Genomic DNA, 21,555 nt, shown 5'->3' with positions numbered 1-21,555 from the left:
TCAGGGTCGGGTGGCGATGACGTGCAGCGAGGTGCCGAGGTCGGCGAGGACCGCGAACTCCGGGTGCGCCGTCACGGCCCGCTCGAGGTCGAGGAGCGCGGCCCGGTCCGCGTCGGAGTCGACGAGGGCCGACGGGACGAGGTCGCTGAAGATGCGTATGCCGTGTGCTCCCGTGATCGTGAGGCCGCTGGCCTCGACGAGGCCGACGACGCCGGCGCGGTCGAAGCGACGCGGCACGGGATCGGCATCGCCCCAGCGCCCGTCGGGACGGTCGAGGGCTGCGAGGGCCTGGACGAACTGCCCGGCGAGGGCACGCGCGATGACGGCGGCCGATCGCTGCGGGACGACGAGGCTGAGGATGCCGCCGGGCGCGAGGACGGCGGCGATCTGGGCCAGCGTCACCTGGGGGTCGTCGACGTATTCGAGGGTGCCGTGGCACAGCACGAGGTCGGGACGGTCACGTCCGACGAGGGACTCGAGCGTCTCGGCGTCGCCCTGGACGGCGCTGACCCGCGACGACGCCTGGGCCTCGGCGGCTCGGCGACGCAGGGAGGCCAGGGCATCCGGGCTCGGGTCGACGACCGTGACGTCGTGGCCGGCGACGGCGAGTGGGACGGCGAGGCCGCCGGTGCCGCCGCCGAGGTCGATGACCCTGAGGGGGCGTTCGAGCTCGGTGCTGCGCGCACGGACCACTTCGTCGACGGCTGCCCACATCGCAGCGGTCCGTGGTGAGGTCGAGACCCCGGTGCGGCGTGCGATCGTCGCGTCCTCGGTCACAGATCCACCTTTCGGTCAATGTCGCCGCGTCGTGCGGTCAGGGCATGGCGGTCGGACGGTGTCCTTGCGCCCGCCCAGCCTAGTTGCCCCGCACGACACCGCCGTGTCTTCCGGGATGCGCGAGATACGGCCGCATCGATCCACCCGGTTCGGCAGACAGACCCGGTCTGCAGTCGGAGACTCGAAGCATGTTCATCTCCCGAATCGACCCGGACACCGCCGACAGTGACCTCGGCACCTGGTACGCGTCTCAGCAGGCGATGTGGGGCTTCCTACCGGACTACGCGGGGGCCTTCTCCCACAGACCTGACGTGGCGCAGGCGTGGGCAGCCCTCAACCACGCCATCCGCGGAAGGATGGACCGGCGCCGCTTCGAGATCGCGACGATCGCGGCAGCCAGGGCCCGGCATTCGACCGTTTGTACTGTGGCGCACTCGAAGTTCCTCAGGGATGTCGCCGGCGACGAAGCCACCCTTGCGGCCATCTGCGAGCAGCCGGACGGCTCAGGCCTGGGTGACCAGGACCGAAACGTCTACGAGTTCGCCACCAAGGTGGCCACGGACGCGGCCTCGATCGAGCAGGCGGACGTCGACCGGCTGCGCGCGGTGGGGCTCTCTGACGCGGAGATCACGGATGTGGCGCTCGCGGTCGGGGCCAGATGCTTCTTCACGGCCGTCCTCGACGCCCTCGGGGCCCAGGCCGACCCACAGACCGCCGCAGCGTTTCCGGTGGAGCAGCTCGAGTCGATGCTCGTCGGGCGACCTGTCGCCGGGACCTGAGGTCACCGGGCTTCTCGGACAGGAGCCCTTCAGCCGACCGCTTTCTTCACGAGTTTCGCGATGAGCTTCTCGTTGGCGGCGTTGATCGCGGTGATGGCGAACACCGTCGGCCACATGGTTCCTTCGTCGAGGGTCGCCTCCTCGTTGAAGCCGAGCTCTCCGTAGCGAACGTCGAACTTGGAGGCGGCCTTGAAGAAGCAGACGACCTTGCCGTCTGCGTCGGCGTATGCCGGCATGCCGTACCAGGTCTTCGGCATCAGGTCGGGTGCGGTCTCGGTGACGATCCGGTGGATCGCCTTGGCAAGTGTCTGATCGCCGTCGGGCATGTCGGCGATCTTGGACTCCAGGTCGGCCAGGCCCTTCTCCCGGTCCTTGGCGCCCTTGGCCTCGGCGCGAAGCTCCTTGGCTCGCTCCTTCATGGCCGCGCGCTCGTCGGCGCTGAACCCACTCTTGGTGCTCGAGGTGGCGGTGGTCTTCTTGGCTGTTGTCTTGGTGGTCATGGATCCACCGTAGGCAGGGGGCCCGGGTGGTGCTTCTTGATTCCTGACCACCTCAATGTCCGGAGCTGCCGGGGCTGGAGTGCCACAGCTTGCGCGACGGTGTGCCGTGGTCAGGCACGGCGACCGAGGCGACGAGGTGCCCGTCGTTCGCCGGAGACCCAGCCGGCTTGATGTCGGCGTAGGGCGACTGCTTGAACCCGGACGCGTGCACGAGCACTCGACGCCTGCCCTGCCCATCGGCCTCGCGTTCCCCCGCCTGCGCCCGGGCGATCGCCTCGGCGTCGGCGTTCTCGAGGGCACGCACGACCGCCGCATGCCCGCCGTCGCGCCAGGCCTCCCAGAGGCCCGCGAGCTCCCAGGCCCCGGTCGCCCGGACCGAGATCCCGCGAGGCCCCGTGCGACGAACGACGCCACGCACCAACAGGAGCCACGAGTGGAAGACCGTTGCGGCATACGGGCCCTGGACGTCTTCGAAGAACGTGGCGTCGACCGGGCCGGTGGAGTCATCGAGGGTGAGGAAGACAACTCGGCGACCCGACCGGATGGGTGGGGTCTGGGTCGCGACCTTGACCCCGGCGATCCACACCTCGCTGTTGCTGCGCGACCGGAGCAGGTCGCGGCTGCGGACGACTCCGAGCGCGTCGAGCATCGGCCCGTAGAACTCGACGACGTGCGCCGAGGCGTCGAGCCCGAGGACGTCGAGCTCGGCGCGAACCCGCTCGGTGCCGGTCATCTCGGGTAGGCCGGTGCCGGGGGTGAGCTCCGGACGGTCGCCGAGGTCGAGGGTGAGCTGGACCGACTGGTCCGAGGCGGCGACGACCGGGCGGGCTGCCTGCGACTGGGCGGCCGCGCGCTCGCGCACCTGGTCGCTGGCGAGGGCCGGCGGTGGGACCCGGCGACGCGACGACCGTCCGGTGCTTGCTCGCTCCCACCGGTCGAGCTCACCGACGTGGAGCAAGAGGTCACGGCGGGTGATCCGACCACGCCGTCCCAGCCCCGAACCCGATCCCCCGATGCCGTGCATGGAGTCGAACGCGCCGGCGAGGACGAGGCGCTCGACGATCGGGCGACTCACCGTGGCGCGTGACCAGAAGTCACCGAGGTTCGAGAAGGGCTGTCCTGCAACGATGCTCGCGACCTCGGCACCACTGATGCCCTTGACGTCGGTGAGGGACAACCGAATGCCGTAGTCGCTCCCGTCGGGCAGATCCGGATGCACCGGCGTGAACGTCGACTCCCCTCTCGCGCCATCAAGCAGGTCGAGCCGCTCGATGCGATAGGTGTCACCAGAGGCGTTGACGTCGAGCCCGAGGACGGCGATGCCGAGCGATCGGGCGTCGTCGAGGATGAGGCGCTTGGGATACATCCCCGGGTCGTGGGTGAGGACCCCGGCGAGGAAGGCCGCCGGGTGGTGGGTCTTGAGCCAGGCCGAGTGATAGGTCGGCAGCGCGAAGGCCGCGGCGTGCGCCTTGCAGAACCCGAACGACGCGAACGACTTGAGCACCGACCAGATGAGGTCGACGTCGGCTGGCGTGTAGCCCCGTGCCCGAGCCGCCGGCCGCCACCACGCCTCGATCTCGTCCTGGCCCTTGGGCGAACCCATCGTGCGACGCACCTCGTCGGCCTGGGCGAGCGTCACCCCGGTCGTCTCCGCGACGATCCGCAGGACCTGTTCGTGGAAGACGACGACTCCCTCGGTCTCGGCGAGGGCCGGCACGAGGGTCGGGTGGAGCAGCTGCGGTTTGGACCAGCTGTGCCGACTCTCGAGGAACGGGCGGATCATGTCGGACTTCACCGGCCCGGGCCGGAAGAGCGAGATGTCGATGATGAGGTCGCCGAACCGCTCGGGCCCGAACTTGCCGATGAGCTCACGCTGCCCCGGGCTCTCGATCTGGAAACAGCCGAGGGTGTGGGTGGAGCGGATGAGCCGATAGGTCGCCGGGTCCTCGAGCGGCACCTGCGTCTCGTCGTCGAGATCCACCTCGACACCGTCGACGCGGCGCACCTCGGCCACCGCGTGAGCCATCGCCGACTGCATCCGGATGCCGAGGACGTCGAGCTTGAGCAGCCCGAGCGTCTCGACGTCGTCCTTGTCGAAGTGGCTCATGGGGAAGCCCAACCAGCTCGCCTCGACGGGCGTGCGGTCGAGCAGACCGGCGTTGGACAGGACGACACCGCAGGGGTGCAGGGCGATGTGTCGGGGCAGCCCGTCGAGGCGTTCGACGAGCTCGAAGAAGGTGTTGAGGCGCGGCGCATCCAGCCCGCGAGAACGCAGTTCGGGCAGGTCGGCGATCGCGCTGCGGGCGTCCTTGGCCCGGATGTGTGGGAACGCCTTGGCGATCTCGTCGATCTCGATGGGCGGCATCCCGAGCGCTGCGCCGACGTCACGGACGGCGTGCCGCACCTTGTAGGTGTCCATCATCGACACGCATGTCACGCGTTCGCCGCCGAACCGGTCGAGGATCGCCTCATAGATCTCGGTCCGTCGCGCCGACTCCACGTCGATGTCGATGTCGGGCAGCTCCGCGCGCAACGGCGAGCAGAACCGCTCCATGAGCAGGTCGTGCCGGATCGGGTCGACCCCGCTGATGCCGAGCAGGTAGTTGACGAGCGACCCCGCGCCGGAGCCACGGGCCGCGACGCGCACGCCCCTCGCCTTGATGAGGTCGGTCACCTCCGCGACCGTGAGGAAGTACGTCGGGTACCCCAGGTCCGCGATCACGCGCAGCTCGTCGTCAAGACGCGACAGCACGGTATGCCGTGCCGCGTCTCCCAGCGCGGGGAACCTTCCGTTCACCGCGGCTCGACAACGCTCGGTGAGGACCTGCTGTGGGTCGACCCCGGCCTCGATGCCCAGGATGCTCGGCTCGGGCAGGTGGACGGCGCCGATGCCGAGGTCGGCCCGTGGGTCCTGGACGCACTCGTTCGCCAACGCCAGGGTGGCGCCGACGAGCTGGGCGGCGCGGCCGTTGTCGCCGGTGACCTCGAGGGCGCGCAGCCACATCTCCTCACTGCTCGCGAGGTGCCCGGCGTCGGTGACCCGGTCGAGGTGCCGGGAGTCGAGGACAACCAACCGACGAGCCGCATCAAGGATGTCGACGGTGCGGACACCGTCGCGGTCGGCGTGCCGGACCGCTGCGGTGAGGACGGCAGGGATGCGAGCCTCGTCGGCGAGGCCGAGCAGGTGACGGGCGTGGACGCGGGAGCCGGGAGTGCCCTCGGGCCCACCGTTGCCGACGATCTCGATGGCGAGCGCTCCCGGTGGCAGGAGTGCCCGCCACCTCTCCAGCAGGGCGCGAGCCTCGGTGGGGCGGCGGGCGAGGAGCGCCCGACCCACGTCGGAGTCCGGCCCGAGGAGGACCCGCAACCGGCTCGGCTCTCCGACTTTGTGCCCCGCACGGACGGCGAGCGCCAGCGAGTTGTCCGTGCGGGGCACGAAGTCGGTCGTTGAACTGGGGTCGCCGCCGCGGCACCAGCGGGCAAGGAGCTCGGGCAACGTCACCGGCTGTCCACGCTCGCCGCGCAGGTGGGTATCGGTGACGAGGCGGCACAGGGCCGCCCACCCGAGGCCACGCTCGACGCCTGCGACACGTCCACGCGCCAGGACCGTGACCCGCGGCAGTCGCAGGTCGACGACCGCACCACCGCGCACCGGGGTGCGGGCCTTGCGCACGGGACGCCCCGGCACCGGCTCCGCACCGACGGCGAGGTCGACGCCGAGGATCGGGGCGATGCCGGCCCGGCCACAGGCCATCGCGAACCGCACCGCGCCATAGAGCCCGTCGCGGTCGGTGAGCGCGAGCGCGGGTTGCCCGTCGGCGGCGGCTCGTTCGACGAGGTCCTCCGGGGTCGAGGCGCCGAACCGCATCGAGTAGCCCGACGCGACATGGAGGTGGACGAAGTCGTTCATGCGGTGTCACGAGCGGCAGCGAGGCGACGGGCAGCTCGCTCGCCACGCGGCATACCCAAGGTGACGGTGACGGCCTCGACGAACGTCTCGGCAGCACGCAGCAGGTCGTCGGCTTCGCGCACCGAGACCCGGGCCGTGCGCGACTCGATCTCCTGGCGACGCACGGCCGCGAGCGCGAAGAAGTCGGCCCACTCCCCCAGTTCCGGGGCCTGGTTCGCGAGGAGCGGCCAGAGGTCCTGACGGCTGCTGCGACCGCGCCGCGCATGACCGGCGACGAGAGCCGCGGCAGCGCGCATCGCGGCATCCTGGGAGGTGACGTAACGAGCGGCAGCCAGCTCAGCGGCATACGCCTCGGCAAGGCATTGGCGGGACTGTTCGAGCAGGGCGAGAGCGGGAGCGGCACCCATGGCGATCAGTCCTGCGCCCGGAGCAGGACCCAGGGGTCGCTGCAGCCGTCGGCGGAGTCGGACGCGAGGTCATAGACACCAGTGCCTGCGGCGCTGCCGGCCTCGACCCGCCAGACGTGCCGCTCGGGACGCGCGCCGAGATCACCGAGGTCGCGCCACCACGACCGGCGTTCGCTCCAGTCGTCGAGGACCTCACGGACGACGAGGATGCGGCCGCGCCAGACGAACGCCCGCGGGCGGCATCGGACGGCGAGTGAGCCATCGACGCCGGGCACGGCCGCCTCGACCCGCACCTCGACGCGTTCTTCGTACCGGCGCACCACGACATGGCCTCCTCAGGCAGGATGGGATGGAGGAAAGAGATGAACGAGAAGACGAACCAAACGTTCGAACATCTGTTCGATACCTCCACTGTACAACCGCCGGACACCACGCCGTCAAGCCCTTACGCTGACGGCATGAGCCAGCCCGGGGACAGGGTCTCCGAACGAGACCTGAGCAGCCACCCCTCGGTCACTGCCGTGTTGAACACCCTTGCGGCACACCACGTTCGGCCCGTGGTGCGATACCTCCCGGACGCCGTCCGAACCGCCCGGGCCGCCGCGGAAGCACTCGGCATCACCCCCTCCGAGATCGCCAACTCACTCGTCTTCGCCGGGCGTCGTCATGACGGCTCGATCGAGCCGCTGCTCGTGCTCGCCTCGGGCGGCCGCCGGGTCGACCAGGACCGCATCGCGGGGCTGCTCGACCTCGCCGCCGTCGAGAAGGCCACGCCCGAGCAGGTGCGCGAATGGACCGGCTTCGCCATCGGCGGCGTCGCCCCGGTGGGGCACCCCACTCCCCTGCGCACCGTCGTCGACGTGACGCTCAGCAGCTACGACCACGTGTGGGCCGCGGCCGGACACAGCCACTCGGTCTTCAGGACGACGTATGACGAGCTGCTCCGCATCACCAGCGGCAAGGCCATCCAGGTCGACTGACCGCGACCCGCACCGCGGGAACACGACACGGCCGCGTTTCCGGGAGGACGAGCGCCCCTCCACGCTCACCGACCTGGCCACGCGGCCGCATGGCTACTCTGGCCGCAACCGGGTGGTGCCGGATCAGTACAGATACTCAGATTCGATGAGCCCGAGATACTCAGATCCCGGGATCCGCCCGCACAGCGCTCAGCGAGCGCCGGCCGACAGCCCGAGGTTCTCGTAGACCTCGAGCGTCGCGGTGGAACGGTTCATCGTGATGAAGTGCAGCCCCGGCGCGCCCTCGGCGAGCATCCGCTGGGCGATCTCGGTCGCGATCTCGACACCGACGGCACGCACCGCGGCGGGGTCCTCACTCACCGCCTGGAGCCGGTCGACGACGGCAGCAGGCAGCGGCGTCCCCATGAGCTCGGTCATGCGGGTGATCTGCCTGAGGTTGGTGACGGGCATGAGCCCGGGCGTGATCGGCAGGTCGCGGTGCTCGGCGACACGATCGCGCAGCCGCAGATAGCTGTCGGCGTCGAAGACCATCTGCGTCACGGCGAAGCTCGCACCGGCATCGGCCTTCTTGATCATGACCTCGACGTCGTGGTCGAGGTTCGGTGAGGCCGGGTGGACGTCGGGGAAGGCCGCGACACCGATCGTGAAGTCACCGAGGGTGCGGATGAGCGCCACGAGGTCGGTCGCGTGGTTGAGCCCCTCCGGGTGAGCAACCCACTCGCCACCGGGGTCGCCCGGCGGGTCACCGCGCAGGGCGAGGATGTTGCGCACTCCCGCCGCGGCATACTGACCGATGACTCGGCGGATGTCCTCGACGGAGGCGCCGACGCAGGTCAGGTGGGCCAACGGGGTGAGGGTCGTCTCGCGGGCGATGCGCTCGGTGACACGGACTGTGCGGTCCTGGGTGGACCCTCCCGCGCCGTAGGTCACCGACACGAAATCGGGCCGAACGCGCTCGAGCCGACGGATGGCATCCCAGAGCGCCGCCTCGGACGCGTCGTCCTTGGGCGGGAAGAACTCGAAGCTCACCGAGGGTCGCTCGGCAGCGAGGAGTCCGGGGATCGAGCGGGGTGCCATGCGGGTGAGATTAGTCCAGCAGACAGGCCGTAGGCTCAGGTCTCACACACCGTGAGATGCGAGGAGCGTTCGTGACCAGCCCGTTGGACGAGGCAGATCTTCGCACCCGCGTGCAGGCCTGCATCGACGAAGAGCTGCGACGCCAGGCGGTCGTCCTGCACGAACTCGGGCCCGATGTCACCGACCTCCTCGACCGCGTGGGTTCCTTGCTGGCCGGGGGCAAACGCCTGCGTGCCGCCTTCCTGTACTGGGGCCACCGCGCCGCCGGTCGCGCCGACTCCGACGCACTCGTGCGGCTCGCGACGGCGATGGAGTTCTTCCAGGCCGCAGCGCTCATCCATGACGACGTCATGGACGACTCGGACACACGACGGGGTATGCCGGCCGCTCACCGAGCGCTCGCAGCCGTCCACACCGAGCGTGGCTGGGGCGGCGACGATGCGCGTTTCGGCGTTGCGGGCGCCATCCTCGCCGGCAACCTCTGCCTCACCTGGACCGATGAGCTGGTCGCGACGAGTGGCCTCGCCGTCGACGACCTGGCGCGGGGTCGCGTCGTCTTCGACCGGATGCGTACCCAGCTCATGGCTGGGCAGTTCCTCGACGTCGTCGACTCGGTCCGCCCGTGGGACGGCCTGCCGGCGAACGAACGCATCGAGCGCGCCCAGCGGGTCATCCGCTACAAGAGCGCCAAGTACACCGTGGAGCACCCCCTCCTCATCGGCGCCACCGCTGGCGGGCTCGGCGAGGCTGACCTTGCCCACCTGTCGTCCTACGGCCTTGACCTCGGGCATGCCTTCCAGCTGCGCGACGACCTGCTCGGCGTCTTCGGCGATCCCGAGGCCACCGGCAAGCCGGCCGGCGACGACCTGCGTGAGGGCAAGCGCACGGTCCTCATCGCCCACACCCTGAGTGGCACGGACGACGCGGGGCGCGAACTCCTGCGCACCGCCCTGGGCAATGCGTCACTCGACGCGGCCGCCATCAACACGCTGCGCGAGCTCATCACCGCCTCCGGAGCCGTCGACGCCGTCGAGTCCGAGATCGACCGCCTCGCCACGAGCGCCCGCGCCTCCCTCACCGCCGCGACCGGTGTCTCCCCCGACGCAGCAGCAGTCCTCGACCAGCTCGTCGAGATCAGCACCGCCCGCACCGCCTGACTGGACTGCGCGCCCGCCGGAGTTCAGGTACTCACGGAACGCGCCATTTCCGTGCGTTGGTACGGACGATCCAGAGCGTGGACGTCGTGGTGGTCATGCTGCTCTGGGCGACCCGGCCCAACGTGCTCAGCGATAAGGCCGGGGCTGCTGTCATCTCTGCCGGCCATTTGCTTCCAGCGAGATGACCATCGCAGTAGCCTTGACGTACGGCGCTCGGCCGTACTGCGTCCCAAGGAGGTCGCGATGGCTGTTCCTTCACCAGCGGCTCCGCCTCGGCTGGGCATGATGAGCCCCTTGGACCTCGACGAGCACCCCAAACACTTGGTGCGTGACCACGTGCTCACCCTGGGCGTGATCGTTCTCTTCTGCGCGGTCGTGTTGCTTCTCGGCCGATGAACGGCTGACGGACGAGGAACGGCCGACGTGCCCGCCATTGTCGTACGGGGTCGCCCACTCGCGGCATATGCGTGTTCAAGGTGCCGGACTCCTACCATTCGGCACCCCAACGTCCGAGGGCAGTGATCGCCTCGCGCAGTGCGAGCCCTCGATCGGTCAGCGCATAGGCGCGTGTGTTGTGCCGAAGAGGCAGGCGGGACAGCACGCCAGCCGCCTCCAGTTCGCGTAGGCGGGTCGCAAGCATGTTCGTCGGCGTCCCGAGCTCGCGCTGGAGGTCGCCGTAGCGCTGCGGGCCTTCGAGCAGCCGCTCCACGATGAGCAGGGCCCACCGGCTTCCGATGCTGTCCAGGGCCGCGGCGAGATCGCTCACTCGGTGGGATCGGTGTTCGGCTTCATCCAGAACGGCGAGTAGTGGTAGCCGTCGGGATCGTCGAACTGGCGCTGATACATGAAGGGATAGTCGTCGATGTCGCCGATTCGTCCGCCGGCTGCACCGGCACGGTCGACCAGCTCGTCGACCGCCTCCCGGCTGCCGAGGTCGAACGAAACCGTGACCTTCGAGGGGGTGTCCGGTCCGCCGATCAGCTCCTCGACGCCGCCGACGCTCGCGTACATCTCGCGGCTGCCAAGCATGAGGTACTGCTCGGGCGCGATGGCGAAGCACGACACGTTGTGATCGGACATCTCCGCGTTGAGCGTCCAGCCGAGGGCCGTGTAGAAGGCGGTTGCGCGCTCGACGCTCTGGACTGGGCAGGTAATGAAGAGGCTCATGCGGCCATACTTGCAAAATGCAAGTGAGCCCGTCAAGACCTGAGCCGTTGGCCGACGCCGGCAAACTGGTCCCCTACCCTGCATCGCACGGAAAGTACGGTCGGGCCGGCTTCTGCCCCGACACCCTCGTGCTCACCGAGCTTGACGGGTTCACCCCCTCGCAGCCCGATGCGTGCCGCATCGCCGACGAACTCACGAGGCAGGGCGTCGCCACACCCTGGCAGCAGCGTCCACAACCCCAACTACCTTGTGAGGCGACCTCTGCTCGACCTCACAGGGGTCGCTGCTTCCGCACGATCGATGGCCTGCCTGCGGCAGAACAGGATGTTCTCGTCCAGCGGCTGCCTCAGCCTCGACGAGCGGTGCGGACCGTCAGGACCAGGCAGGTGCAACGCAAATTGGTCCCGGTACGCGTCCGAATTGGTCCGCGCCCGAACCTCTGATTCGACTGGCCGTGCGACATCCTGAATTCGGCACGAGCGGATCGCGGCATGATTTGCATGCCTTCCGGATGCGGTCGCTACGAGTTGGCCCTGAGGTTTTCGATCGGGACCGTCTCAATCACGTAATCCTCGATCAGCATGGGTTGAACCTCAGCTGTGGCGTCAAACCCCACGTAGCGGATGACGAATGTTGTCTCCGACAACCACGTGGAGTCGGAGCCGTCGAGTCCGGGTGGCAACTCACCTACGAGTCGCACCATTGTCACCGGTAGCGAGGGCGGCGCCAGCGTCAGCCTTCCTTCGTTGGTTGGTGGAGATTGACTCAATGAGCGCCTCGAGCTCGTCAGTCTCGGAGCCGTAGTGAACCAGATGCCCAGCCGAGCTGAAGATTTCTCTGGCCTCAGCGCGACTAAGGTCGGATAGAGCCTCGATCGCAGCCGGCGCGAGGCCACGCGGATCCGAGACCGCGACCTGTGACGCAAGTGCAGCGATCAGGCGCGCGATCACACTCTCGCTGACGTCCTCGTCCACGGCAAAAGCGTAACGCCGTCCCGTGCAGCGAACATCTGTCACCGATGCAGCGAACTCAGCACGAGCAGATCGCGGCATAGGAAGACGTTGATGAGTCACACGCGGCGACTAGCCACACGGTCTGGGGTCGCCCTGTGTCGATAACTACGCGAAAGGCTTTCTTTGTGGTGGTGCTGCACTCATAAGTTCGGTCGAGGGCACAGTGACAGGGGACGGCATGGGGCGAACGAAGAGACCGGCGGCTGTCGGGCCACCGTGGGGGTTGGCCCCGTACCAGAAGCGGCCACTGGATGGTGCTCCATTCACGGCTGCTACCGGCGGATCTCGGAGGCCCGAGTCAATGCGCGGCTCGGCGTCATCGGTCGAGACAGTCGATCCACCGTCCGGAGGGCGCCTGCTCCGGGCTCCGGAGGCTCGGCAGCGAGGGTCGACCAGGGCCATCCATGAGACCCCCCGGAGGACCTCCTCCCCGGGGGGCTCTCCACCTGCGGAGAGCCAGTCTTGGGCTCGCGGAAACAGTGCTGACCTGCGCCTTTGTTTGCGAGAACGGGTTTCGTAACTGCTGGGCGCAGAGTATCGTTCGAAGGGTCACAGGCGCTTCAAGCAGCGGGGTGCCACATTCCAGACTTCACACTCGCGGTCGAGTGGTCGAACAGTCGAAGATGCCCGCGTCGTCCGCTCAGCCTGTAGGGGATGCACCCATGATCATTCGTTACAGCTCAGTCGCAATCACCACAGTCGCACTCGTCCTGGCCACGGCGGCCTCGAGCAGCGCGGCGGCGATCAACTCCGTCGCGGAGCCATCGGCCCATGCCGATGACGGGGCCGTGTACACCTCGGTGCAGGTGGGCAGTCGCCTGTTCGTAGCCGGTACCTTCACCAGCGTTGACGGGAGCACTCGTCTGCGCCTTGCGGCGCTGGACGCCGGAACGGGCACCCTCGACGGGTCCTTCCGCGTGGATGTGGATGGTGAGGTCCGGGCGCTGGCGACAGACGGCGTGAATCTTTTCGTGGGCGGCAAGTTCACCCAGGTGGGAGGCGTGCCCCGCAAGAACCTCGCAGCGCTCGACGTCTCCACCGGCGTGGTGCAGAGCAACTTCAAACCGGCACCCGCGGGGACCGTGCGTGCTCTCGCGTACGCCAACGGCATGGTCTACTTCGGCGGCAGCTTCACCAAGGTGGGCACCACTTCGGTCACCTACCTGGCCGCAGCAAATGCTGTCACTGGCGCCTTGGATTCAGCGTTTCCCTCGGCGGACAACGTGGTCTACGCCGTCAAGTCCGAGGGCAACAACATCTGGGTCGGTGGGGAGTTCTCTCGCATCGGCACAACCACCCGGAGCAAAGTGGCCGCGGTGGCAACCAGCGGCCAGGTGCTCAGCTACCGAGCCAGTCCGGGGGCGCCGGTCTGGGACCTCGCCGTAAGCAGCACCGGCGTGTTCCTCGCGACAGCGGGCGGGCTGCCGGCCGGCAACTCCCTCTACAAGACCACGTCCGCCGGTGAAAAGGTCTGGCAGGTCGCGACCGACGGCAACATGCAGACTGTCGAGGTGCTCGGCGACACCGTCTATGCGGGGGGTCACTTCGACAACATCTGCGGCTCGACCACGAATGGCTGCGGGAACATGACCCTCGCGAAGAAGGCCCTTGTCGCCGACGCGGGTGGCACCGTGCCCAACGCGCGAGCGTGGGCCAAGTTCAACTCGGCGCTCGGCGTCTGGGACCTCACCGCAGCCGGTGGCAACCTGTATGCCCTCGGTGTCTTCACCCAGGTGAACGGCAAGCCACTGCCACGAATCGCGCGATTCCTGGCTTGATCGAACTCGATCTCGAGCCCACCGCCGATACCGGTGCCGGACAACAGGACACCCCGAACTGTGGCACGTCCCGACCAGCGAAGGCTTGGACGCGTCAGAAGGCGAGTTCCATGGCGCGCCGACGGACTTCGGTCTTGAAACCACCACGGAGCGAGTCGATGGGGGCGCCCTCGACCGGCAGCGAGGCATCGGGGGTGAACAGCCACGTGAGGATCTCGGTGTCGTTCATGCCGCCGTCGCCGAGCACGGTGAACGTGCCCTTGAGCGCGGGCAGGATGCCCTCGTCGTCGAGGAACTTCGCGGGGACGGCGATGACGTTGCGCTCGCCGATGCGGGCGGACAACACCTCGCGGTCAGCGATGAGCTGACGCACCGTCGACATCGGGAGTTCGAGGCGTTCGGCGAGGTCAGGAACGGTCAGCCAGTCGCCGACGAGGGACTCAAGTTCAGCGTGCGGAGCAGTCACGAGGCCAGCGTGCCACATCCTCATCCCCCCGCGAACTAGTCCCACCCGCTACTCTGGCAACGCCTATCACACAAGCCTCACTGTCAACATCTCCTGTCACCACGACGGCATCCCGAGCCGTTGTCTCGGAAAGGACGGCCCACATGGTCATCGCCCTGCCCCCCGCGACGGTGCCCCCTGCCGCCCTCATCCCGACAACGGTCTCCACCCACTCCAGCCCGGCACCACACGGCTGGACGACCTACCAGGTCAAGGACGGCGACACCCTCATCGGACTCGCCGCGACCTTCAGGACCACCCCCCGGGCCCTCGCCGCCAGGAATCACATCAGCGACGCCCGCCGTCTCTGGGCCGGCTCGACCATCCAGGTGCCCGGCCGAGCCGCCTCGGCCTCCAAGGGCGCTCCCCGCACCACGGGGCGCACGAGCGCCAACCACACGGTCACCGTCGGCGAGACCCTCTATGGCATCGCGGCGCGCTACCGCACGACGGTCCCCGCGATCGCCAAGGCCAACGGCATCTCCCCCACGTCGTTCATCTTCCCGGGGCAGCAGCTGCGCCTCACCGGCTCCGCTGGCGCAGGCTCGAAGTCCACCGCCGCCAAGGCGAGCGCGACCTCGAAAGCCTCGCGGACGGCATACACAGTGAAGAGCGGCGACACCCTGCTGGGAGTCGCAGCGAAGTACGGACGCACCGTCTCCTCGCTCGTCAAGGCCAACGGGCTGCGCGGCACGGTCATCTACCCGGGACAGCGCCTCGCCATCCCCGCCGGCGCGGCACGCAAGGCGGCGCCCGCGAACTCGTTCGCCGGACGGACCTATCCCGCCAAGGTCGTCGCGAATGCCGCCCGCAACCGCGCGATCCTCGCGGACCGCAAGGTGCCGACCCGCTCCCAGACCAAGGCCCTCATCGCCGCGACCGCCCGCCGCCACGGCGTCGACCCCAAGCTGGCTCTCGCGATCTCCATGCAGGAGTCCGGCTGGAACCAGCGCCAGGTCTCGGTGGCCAACGCCGTCGGCATGATGCAGGTCATCCCCTCCGGTGGTGAGTGGGCCTCCTCGCTCGTTGGCCGCAAGCTCGACCTGCTCAACCCGAAGGACAACGCGACCGCTGGCGTCGTGATGCTCCGTGCGCTCACCCGCGCGGCCGCGTCCGAGGACATCGCGATCGCGGGCTACTACCAAGGGCTGTCGTCGGTGAAGAAGCGCGGCATGTATGACGACACCAAGACCTACGTCGCAACGGTGAAGGCGCTCAAGGGTCGTATGTGACACCGGGAGCGTCGGGCGCAGGCGTCCCCGGAGTGCGTGCGCGCAGTCCGTACACTCAACTGGTGTCCACCGCCTCCACCGACGATCTCGTCGGCGAGATCCTCGACGGCCGCTACCGCGTCATCGAGCGCCTTGCCGACGGTGGAATGGCGACCGTCTACCTCGCGCTGGACACCCGGCTCGACCGCGAAGTCGCCCTCAAGGTCATGCGGCCGCACCTCGCCCAGGACGCCACGTTCCGCTCGCGCTTCCACCGTGAGGCGCGGTCCGCCGCCCGCCTGTCCCACCCCGGCGTCGTCGCCGTCTACGACCAGGGCGAGGACGACGGGCTCATGTTCCTGGCCATGGAGTACGTCCCTGGCCAGACGTTGCGTGAGGTCATCGACACCGAAGGTTCCCTGACCCCGCGGGCCGCCCTCGACATCATGGTCCCGGTGCTCGACGCCCTCGCCGCAGCGCACCACGCGGGCATCATCCATCGGGACGTCAAGCCCGAGAACGTCATCCTGCGTGAGGACGGCGCGGTCAAGGTGGCCGACTTCGGTCTGGCCAGGGCAGTGACCTCGCAGACCGTGACGTCGTCGTCCGGGCTGCTCCTGGGGACCGTCGCCTACCTCTCCCCCGAGCAGGTCGAGCGCGGCATCGCCGATGCCCGCAGTGACGTGTATGCCGCCGGGCTCGTCTTCTTCGAGATGCTCACCGGCTCCAAGGCCTTCGACGGCGACACGGCGATCAACGTCGCCTATCAGCACGTCCACAACGGAGCCCCAAGGCTGCGCAGCCGCTCGCCCGAGTCCCCCGAGATCCTCGACGAGCTCGTGGCCGCAGCGACCTCCCTCGACCCCGACGGACGTCCGGCCGACGCTGCGGCGTTCGCGGCCCTGATGCGCACCGCCCGCCGCGAGCTGACGCCCGAAGAGCTCGACGACCGCCCGTCGGCAACCGAAGCCGCTGCCTCCACGACCACTCGCACCACGGCGCTGCCGGTCGAGCGCCTGCGCCAGAACCACAACCCAAAGCCCGCGTATGCCGGGCCGTCGCTGCGCGACCAGGTGCGCGGGGCACCGCCCGCGACCGCTGGGTTGCCTGCCCGCACCACGCGACCACGGCCGCGTCGCCGGGCCGTGTGGCCCTGGATCCTCGTCGTCGTCTCCGCCGCGATCGCCTCGGCCACGGCGTGGTTCTTCATCGCCGGCCCGGGCGCCCCCACGATCGTCCCGGCAGTCGTCGGCAAGCCCGTCGTGGCCGCGGAGGCCACGATGCGTACCCAGTACCTCGCCCCCACTCGTCAGGAAGGCTTCAGCGAGTCCGTCGCCAAGGGACTCGTCATCTCGACGAACCCCAAGGCCAACGCCGAGGTCCGTCGCGGCACCACGGTCACGCTCGTCGTCTCCAAGGGACCGGAACGCTACGTCGTACCCACCCTGGCCGGCGTGGGACTACCCCAGGCCCAGACCCAGATCACCGGGGTCAACCTCGTTGTCGGCAAGGTCACCAAGGCCTTCAGCGACAACGTCCCGGACGGTCAGGTGATCGCCAGCGATCCCAAGGCGGGCGTACAGGCCAAGCGCGGCACGGCCGTGGCCCTCACCGTCAGCAAGGGCCAGAAGCCGATCACCGTCGACAACTTCACGGGCAAACCCTTCGAGACCGCCAAGGCAGCACTCGAGAAGGACGGCCTCGTGGTCGTGGAGGGCGGCCCCCGGGAGAACAGCGACACGGTCCCCAAGGACTCGATCATCCGCCAGGACCCAGCCGGTGGCACGCTCTTCAAGGGCGGCAAGGTCTCTGTCGTGGTGTCCAACGGACCCGTGCTCATCACCGTCCCCGGTGGTCTCATCGGCAAGCAGTTCACCGAGGTCCAGCAGATTCTCACCACGGCCGGGTTCACGGTGAAGGAACGCCAGGCGATCCCCGGCATCAACTTCGGCACGGTTCAGGGCCTCAGCCCGGGCGAGGGAACTCAGGTGCCCAAGGGCTCAGAGATCATCGTGACGACGGTCTGATGTGACACCTTCCTCCTCGCTCGCCCACGATGGGCGGGCCCGGCTCGCGGTTCTCGCGCTCCTCGCCGTCACGGCCGTGTGGGGCTCGACGTTCTTCCTCATCCGTGACCTGGTCGAGCACGTCCCCTCGGCCGACTTCCTCGCGGTGCGATTCGGGATCGCCGCCGTGCTCATGTTCGTCCTCTTCCACCGGCAGACGCTGGCCCTCACCCGGCGCGAGCTCACCCTCGGCGCCGGACTCGGAGTCCTGTATGCCGTCGCACAGCTCCTGCAGACCACCGGCCTCGAGACGACCCCGGCATCCGTATCGGGCTTCCTCACCGGGACCTACATCGTCCTCACACCCGTCCTGGGTGCCCTGCTCCTGCGTGACCACATCCCCCGCGCGGCCTGGCTGGCGGCCCTGATCGCCACCATCGGCATCGCGGTGCTGTCCCTGCAGGGTCTGGCGATGGGCTTCGGCGCCGCCCTCACCCTCGGCTCAGCGGCGATCTATGCCCTGCACATCCTGGCCCTGGGCCGCTGGTCGACCGCGCCCACCGCTTTGGGCCTGTCGACCATCCAGGCGGCCGTCATCGCCGTCATCTGCCTGGTCGCAGCACTTCCCGACGGTGTGGCGCTGCCAGCGTCGAGTGGCCAGTGGACGTCCCTCATCTACATGGCCGTCGTCGCCGGCGCCGGAGCGCTCATCGCGCAGACGTGGGCGCAGGCCCACCTCACGGCGACCCGGGCCGCGATCGTCATGGCGATGGAGCCGGTGTTCGCGGCCACGTTCGCCGTGCTCTTCGGCAACGAAGGCCTGACCTGGCGGCTGCTCTTCGGTGGCGGGCTCGTCCTGGGCGCGATGTATCTCGTCGAGCTCCGAGGCAGCACCCACCAGGACGACGTGTCAGCCCTTGAGGACCCGCCGGCCGAGATCCTCCACCACGACGTCTGACCCTCACCCGACTTCGTGCCCCGTACGGACACATCTCCCGGCCGAAGGCCACGCCGATGTGTCCGTACGGGGCACGAAGTCGCGGAGACCTCAGCGCAGGAGGTCGACGAGCACGTCGGTGGCGGCGTCGGTGGCCGCGTCGTCGACGTCGAGGTGCCAGACCAGTCGCACGGCGGACGGCCCGGCGGCATACGTGCGTATGCCGCGTGCCCCAGCCGCGTCGACGAGTTCCGCAGGTGCCCAGCGCGTTGACGACAGGTCGAGCATGACGATGTTGGTCTCCACGAGGGCCGGGCTCACGACCTGAGGTGCGGCCTCGGCCACGGCGGCAGCGAAGCGCTTGGCCCTCGCGTGGTCGTCGGCAAGACGCTCGATGTGCTGGTCCAAAGCGTGCAGACCCGCCGCAGCGAGGATGCCGACCTGACGCATGCCACCGCCAAAACGCTTGCGCCAGATGCGTGCTCGCGCCATCAGCTCGGCAGACCCGACGAGCACGGAGCCAACCGGTGCGCCGAGACCCTTGGACAGGCAGACGCTCACCGTGTCGAACTCACGGCCGTAGTCGGCCAGCGGGATACCGGTCGCGACGTGGGCGTTCCAGAGGCGGGCTCCGTCGAGGTGCATTGCGACTCCTGCCTCGCGGCTGACCGAGCGCACCTCACGAATGGCCTCGAGCGACTGGATCGTGCCGCCGCCGAAGTTGTGGGTGTTCTCGACGACGATGAGCGCCGTGCCGACCTGATAGGGACCAGCCCCCACACTCATGAGACCCAGCGGCCCGGAGGGCACGAGCCGCCCACGTTCGCTCGGCCACGTGCGCGAGGAGATGCCCGAAAGCACTGCGGCAGCACCCAGTTCGGCCCGCAACACGTGGGCCAGGGTGTCGGCGATGATCTCCTGGCCAGCCTCGACGTGCAGGCGCATGCCGAGCTGGTTGGCCATCGAACCTGTCGGAGCAAAGAGCGCGGCCTCGTGACCCAGCAATGCGGCGACGCGCGACTCCAGCTCGTTGACCGTGGGGTCCTCACCGAAGACGTCGTCCCCGACCGGCGCGTACGCCATGGCCTGACGCATCGCCTGCGTCGGCTGGGTCAGCGTGTCCGAGAGAAGATCCGCAACCCAGCGACGCGGCATACTCGCGTCCTGTGCAGTGTCAGCGCCAGCCACGTCAGTCGCGGCTGAGCATCTCGGCGACGAGGAACGCCAGCTCGAGACTCTGCTGGTGGTTGAGGCGTGGGTCGCAGACCGTCTCGTAGCGCTTGTTGAGGTCGGCGTCGAGGATCTTCTCGGCACCGCCGATGCACTCCGTGACGTCGTTGCCGGTGAGCTCCACGTGGATGCCGCCGGGGACCGTGTCGAGTCCCTGGTGCACCTCGAAGAAGCCGCGCACCTCGTCGACGACATCGTCGAAGTCGCGCGTCTTGTAGCCGGACGCCGACTCGAAGGTGTTGCCGTGCATCGGGTCGCAGATCCACGTGATGGCCGCGCCACTTGCCGTGACCTTCTCGACGATGGGCGGCAGCGCCTCGCGGATCTGGCCGGCACCCATGCGGGTGATGAAGGTCAGTCGTCCGGGCGTGCGCTCGGGGTCGACGAGGTCGATCATCCGCAGCAGGTCGTCGGTCTGGGCCTTGGCCGAGACCTTGATGCCGATGGGGTTGTGGATCTTGCTGACGAAGTCGAGGTGTGCCCCGCCGAGGTCGCGGGTGCGCTCGCCGATCCAGACGAAGTGGGCCGACGTGTCGTAGAGGTTGCCGGTGCGCGAGTCGACGCGCGTGAGGGGCCGCTCGTAGTCGAGGAGCAGCGCCTCGTGCGCGGCGAAGAACTCGGTGCCCTTCATCGCCTCGAAGTCGGCGCCACACGCGGCCATGAACTTCATGGCCTTGTCGATGTCGCGCGCGATCTTCTCGTAGCGCTGGTTCGCGGAGTTGGCCACGAAGCCGCGGTTCCAGTCGTGGACGTGGCGCAGGTCGGCGAAACCACCCGTCGTGAAGGCCCGCACGAGGTTCAGCGTCGCGCTGCTCGTGTGGTAGGCCCGGACGAGTCGCTGCGGGTCCGGGTTGCGGGCAGCCTCGGTGAACTCGAAGTCGTTGACCATGTCGCCGCGGTAGGCCGACAGGGTCACGCCCTCGCGCGTCTCGGTGTGGCTGCTGCGCGGCTTGGCGAACTGCCCCGCCATGCGCCCCACCTTGACCACCGGCACGGACGCGCCATAGGTCAGCACCGCCGCCATCTGCAGGATCGTCTTGATCCGGTCGCGGATGTTGTCCGCGGTCGCTCCGGCAAAGGTCTCGGCGCAGTCGCCGCCCTGGAGCACGAAGGCCTCACCGCGGCTCGCGGCGGCCATGCGGTCGCGCAGGACGTCGCACTCACCGGCAAAGACGAGAGGCGGATAGGTCGCGAGCTCGGCCACGGCAGCGTCGAGGGCGGCAGCGTCCGGCCAGAGCGGCTGTTGGGCAGCCGGGAGGTCAGGAGTCGCCTCGAGATGAGTGCGCAGGTCGGGGTTGGTGGTCATGCTCACCCGCCAAGGATAGGCGCGTCTCCCGTGGTGGCCTGCGGCGCCCGTATGCCGGTCAGTTGCGCAGCGTCGCGACTCACGTGTCGGTGCCGTTGGGTCCGTCCTCGAGGCCACGTGCCAGGGCGAACCGGACGAGCTCGACCCGGTTGTGAAGATGCAGCTTGCCGAGGGTGTTCTGGACGTGGTTCTGGACCGTGCGGTGCGACAGGAAGAGCTCGGCGGCGATCTCCTTGTAGGACATGCCCGTCGCGACGAGCCGCAGGACCTCGGTCTCCCGATCGGTGAGCTCCGGGATGGGGCGGTCGACCGTCTGGGGCGCCGCGACGGCCTCACCGTCATCGGTGGCCATCCGCCGGAACTCACCGAGCACGAGTCCCGCGAGACCCGGGGTGAAGACGGCCTCGCCCCGCGCGGTGGCGAGGACGGCCGCGACGATCTCCGCGCTCGACGCCGACTTCACGAGGTAGCCGGTGGCGCCGGCCTTGATGGCAGCGAGCACGTCGAGCTGCTCACCGCTGGCCGACAGGATGAGGACGCGGGTCTCGAGGTCTCCGAGAGCGCGGCACACCTCGTCGCCGCGCATACCGGGCAGGTTGAGGTCGAGGACGAGCACGTCGGGTCGGGTCGCCCGGGTCCGGCGCACCGTCGAGGGTCCGTCGGCCGCGGTCGCCACGACCTGGAGCCCGGCCTGCACGAGGTCGCGCTCAAGCGCGTCGAGCCACATGGGGTGGTCATCGGCGACCAGGACGGTGGTGGCGCGCGCGTCCTGCGTCACGGACGCGTCGGACTGCTCGGACTGCTGTGTCAACGGG

The 21,555-nt window shown here is 69.0% G+C and carries 21 protein-coding genes; 8 read left to right on the top strand and 13 right to left on the bottom strand.

Translation table 11 applies throughout. The features are described from left to right. Positions 1 to 777: a methyltransferase domain-containing protein gene (locus ACFQRE_RS17150; RefSeq protein ID WP_380124752.1), complete on the bottom strand. Its 777-nt coding sequence runs from the start codon at positions 775 to 777 to the stop codon at positions 1 to 3. A gap of 188 nt (positions 778 to 965) precedes the next feature. Here ACFQRE_RS17150 and ACFQRE_RS17145 point away from each other — a divergent pair, with 188 nt between their 5' ends. Continuing rightward, a complete protein-coding gene (locus ACFQRE_RS17145) occupies positions 966 to 1,556 on the top strand; it encodes a carboxymuconolactone decarboxylase family protein (protein WP_380124750.1) in 591 nt (196 codons plus the stop codon). A 29-nt stretch (positions 1,557 to 1,585) separates the two neighbouring features. Here the strand turns inward: ACFQRE_RS17145 and ACFQRE_RS17140 are convergent, their stop codons facing one another. The 4 genes from ACFQRE_RS17140 to ACFQRE_RS17125 are packed head-to-tail and all read right to left on the bottom strand — an operon-like array spanning position 1,586 to position 6,696. Then, positions 1,586 to 2,056: an iron chaperone gene (locus tag ACFQRE_RS17140; protein WP_380124748.1), complete on the bottom strand. Its 471-nt coding sequence runs from the start codon at positions 2,054 to 2,056 to the stop codon at positions 1,586 to 1,588. 52 nt (positions 2,057 to 2,108) lie between these two features. Next, positions 2,109 to 5,966 (bottom strand): DNA polymerase III subunit alpha, encoded by a 3,858-nt coding sequence (locus tag ACFQRE_RS17135; protein ID WP_380124746.1) that lies wholly within the window; start codon positions 5,964 to 5,966, stop codon positions 2,109 to 2,111. After that, positions 5,963 to 6,373 carry an SAV_6107 family HEPN domain-containing protein gene (locus tag ACFQRE_RS17130; RefSeq protein WP_380124744.1) on the bottom strand — a complete coding sequence of 137 codons (411 nt, stop codon included), beginning with the start codon at positions 6,371 to 6,373 and terminating at the stop codon, positions 5,963 to 5,965. Before ACFQRE_RS17130 ends, ACFQRE_RS17135 begins: the two co-directional genes overlap by 4 nt. Before the next feature lie 5 nt (positions 6,374 to 6,378). Beyond that, positions 6,379 to 6,696 carry a DUF6504 family protein gene (locus ACFQRE_RS17125; RefSeq protein ID WP_380124742.1) on the bottom strand — a complete coding sequence of 106 codons (318 nt, stop codon included), beginning with the start codon at positions 6,694 to 6,696 and terminating at the stop codon, positions 6,379 to 6,381. Positions 6,697 to 6,831: 135 nt separating this feature from the next. Between ACFQRE_RS17125 and ACFQRE_RS17120 the strand changes: the two genes are divergently transcribed. Continuing rightward, the gene (locus tag ACFQRE_RS17120; RefSeq protein ID WP_380124740.1) at positions 6,832 to 7,353 is read left to right on the top strand and encodes a YbaK/EbsC family protein; all 522 of its coding nucleotides are present in this window, start codon (positions 6,832 to 6,834) and stop codon (positions 7,351 to 7,353) included. Positions 7,354 to 7,542: 189 nt separating this feature from the next. On the opposite strand, the gene metF is transcribed toward ACFQRE_RS17120, so the two are convergent. Then, positions 7,543 to 8,430, bottom strand: coding sequence for a methylenetetrahydrofolate reductase [NAD(P)H] (gene metF, locus ACFQRE_RS17115; protein WP_380124738.1), 888 nt, complete (start codon positions 8,428 to 8,430; stop codon positions 7,543 to 7,545). Positions 8,431 to 8,501: 71 nt separating this feature from the next. Between metF and ACFQRE_RS17110 the strand changes: the two genes are divergently transcribed. Both ACFQRE_RS17110 and ACFQRE_RS17105 read left to right on the top strand, forming a co-directional pair. Then, entirely contained in the window at positions 8,502 to 9,587 is a 1,086-nt protein-coding gene (locus ACFQRE_RS17110) for a polyprenyl synthetase family protein (protein ID WP_380124736.1), read from the top strand. A gap of 243 nt (positions 9,588 to 9,830) precedes the next feature. Then, positions 9,831 to 9,983: a hypothetical protein gene (locus ACFQRE_RS17105; protein ID WP_380124734.1), complete on the top strand. Its 153-nt coding sequence runs from the start codon at positions 9,831 to 9,833 to the stop codon at positions 9,981 to 9,983. Between the two features lie 91 nt (positions 9,984 to 10,074). On the opposite strand, the gene ACFQRE_RS17100 is transcribed toward ACFQRE_RS17105, so the two are convergent. The 3 genes from ACFQRE_RS17100 to ACFQRE_RS17090 all read right to left on the bottom strand — a co-directional run bounded on the left by ACFQRE_RS17100 (position 10,075) and on the right by ACFQRE_RS17090 (position 11,728). After that, complete coding sequence (locus tag ACFQRE_RS17100; protein WP_380124732.1) at positions 10,075 to 10,353, bottom strand: winged helix-turn-helix transcriptional regulator; 279 nt, start codon at positions 10,351 to 10,353, stop codon at positions 10,075 to 10,077. Further along, positions 10,350 to 10,754, bottom strand: coding sequence for a VOC family protein (locus ACFQRE_RS17095; RefSeq protein ID WP_380124730.1), 405 nt, complete (start codon positions 10,752 to 10,754; stop codon positions 10,350 to 10,352). Before ACFQRE_RS17095 ends, ACFQRE_RS17100 begins: the two co-directional genes overlap by 4 nt. Before the next feature lie 683 nt (positions 10,755 to 11,437). Next, positions 11,438 to 11,728, bottom strand: a complete 291-nt coding sequence (locus tag ACFQRE_RS17090) for a hypothetical protein (protein ID WP_380124728.1) — start codon at positions 11,726 to 11,728, stop codon at positions 11,438 to 11,440. Positions 11,729 to 12,429: 701 nt separating this feature from the next. Here ACFQRE_RS17090 and ACFQRE_RS17085 point away from each other — a divergent pair. Next, positions 12,430 to 13,545 carry a hypothetical protein gene (locus tag ACFQRE_RS17085; protein WP_380124726.1) on the top strand — a complete coding sequence of 372 codons (1,116 nt, stop codon included), beginning with the start codon at positions 12,430 to 12,432 and terminating at the stop codon, positions 13,543 to 13,545. A gap of 94 nt (positions 13,546 to 13,639) precedes the next feature. On the opposite strand, the gene ACFQRE_RS17080 is transcribed toward ACFQRE_RS17085, so the two are convergent. Next, positions 13,640 to 14,029, bottom strand: coding sequence for an Rv2175c family DNA-binding protein (locus ACFQRE_RS17080; RefSeq protein ID WP_380125847.1), 390 nt, complete (start codon positions 14,027 to 14,029; stop codon positions 13,640 to 13,642). A gap of 125 nt (positions 14,030 to 14,154) precedes the next feature. Between ACFQRE_RS17080 and ACFQRE_RS17075 the strand changes: the two genes are divergently transcribed. The 3 genes from ACFQRE_RS17075 to ACFQRE_RS17065 all read left to right on the top strand — a co-directional run bounded on the left by ACFQRE_RS17075 (position 14,155) and on the right by ACFQRE_RS17065 (position 18,225). Next, positions 14,155 to 15,282, top strand: coding sequence for a LysM peptidoglycan-binding domain-containing protein (locus ACFQRE_RS17075; RefSeq protein WP_380124724.1), 1,128 nt, complete (start codon positions 14,155 to 14,157; stop codon positions 15,280 to 15,282). A gap of 62 nt (positions 15,283 to 15,344) precedes the next feature. Then, the gene (gene pknB / locus ACFQRE_RS17070; RefSeq protein WP_380124722.1) at positions 15,345 to 17,288 is read left to right on the top strand and encodes a Stk1 family PASTA domain-containing Ser/Thr kinase; all 1,944 of its coding nucleotides are present in this window, start codon (positions 15,345 to 15,347) and stop codon (positions 17,286 to 17,288) included. A gap of 1 nt (position 17,289) precedes the next feature. Continuing rightward, the gene (locus ACFQRE_RS17065; RefSeq protein WP_380124720.1) at positions 17,290 to 18,225 is read left to right on the top strand and encodes a DMT family transporter; all 936 of its coding nucleotides are present in this window, start codon (positions 17,290 to 17,292) and stop codon (positions 18,223 to 18,225) included. Positions 18,226 to 18,315: 90 nt separating this feature from the next. Here ACFQRE_RS17065 and ACFQRE_RS17060 read toward each other — a convergent pair whose 3' ends face one another. The 3 genes from ACFQRE_RS17060 to ACFQRE_RS17050 form a co-directional block, all read right to left on the bottom strand. Continuing rightward, on the bottom strand, positions 18,316 to 19,359 hold the full coding sequence (locus ACFQRE_RS17060) for a threonine aldolase family protein (RefSeq protein WP_380124717.1): 1,044 nt from the start codon (positions 19,357 to 19,359) through the stop codon (positions 18,316 to 18,318). A 34-nt stretch (positions 19,360 to 19,393) separates the two neighbouring features. Further along, positions 19,394 to 20,740, bottom strand: coding sequence for a class II 3-deoxy-7-phosphoheptulonate synthase (locus ACFQRE_RS17055; RefSeq protein WP_380125845.1), 1,347 nt, complete (start codon positions 20,738 to 20,740; stop codon positions 19,394 to 19,396). A 79-nt stretch (positions 20,741 to 20,819) separates the two neighbouring features. Continuing rightward, complete coding sequence (locus ACFQRE_RS17050; protein WP_380124715.1) at positions 20,820 to 21,551, bottom strand: response regulator; 732 nt, start codon at positions 21,549 to 21,551, stop codon at positions 20,820 to 20,822. Positions 21,552 to 21,555: the final 4 nt, after the last annotated feature.

The organism is Knoellia pratensis (assembly GCF_042666395.1).
Taxonomy (GTDB): Bacteria; Actinomycetota; Actinomycetes; order Actinomycetales; family Dermatophilaceae; genus Knoellia; species Knoellia pratensis.
Note: the sequence above shows the minus strand (reverse complement) of the source record. Positions and strands in the feature narration are given on the sequence as shown.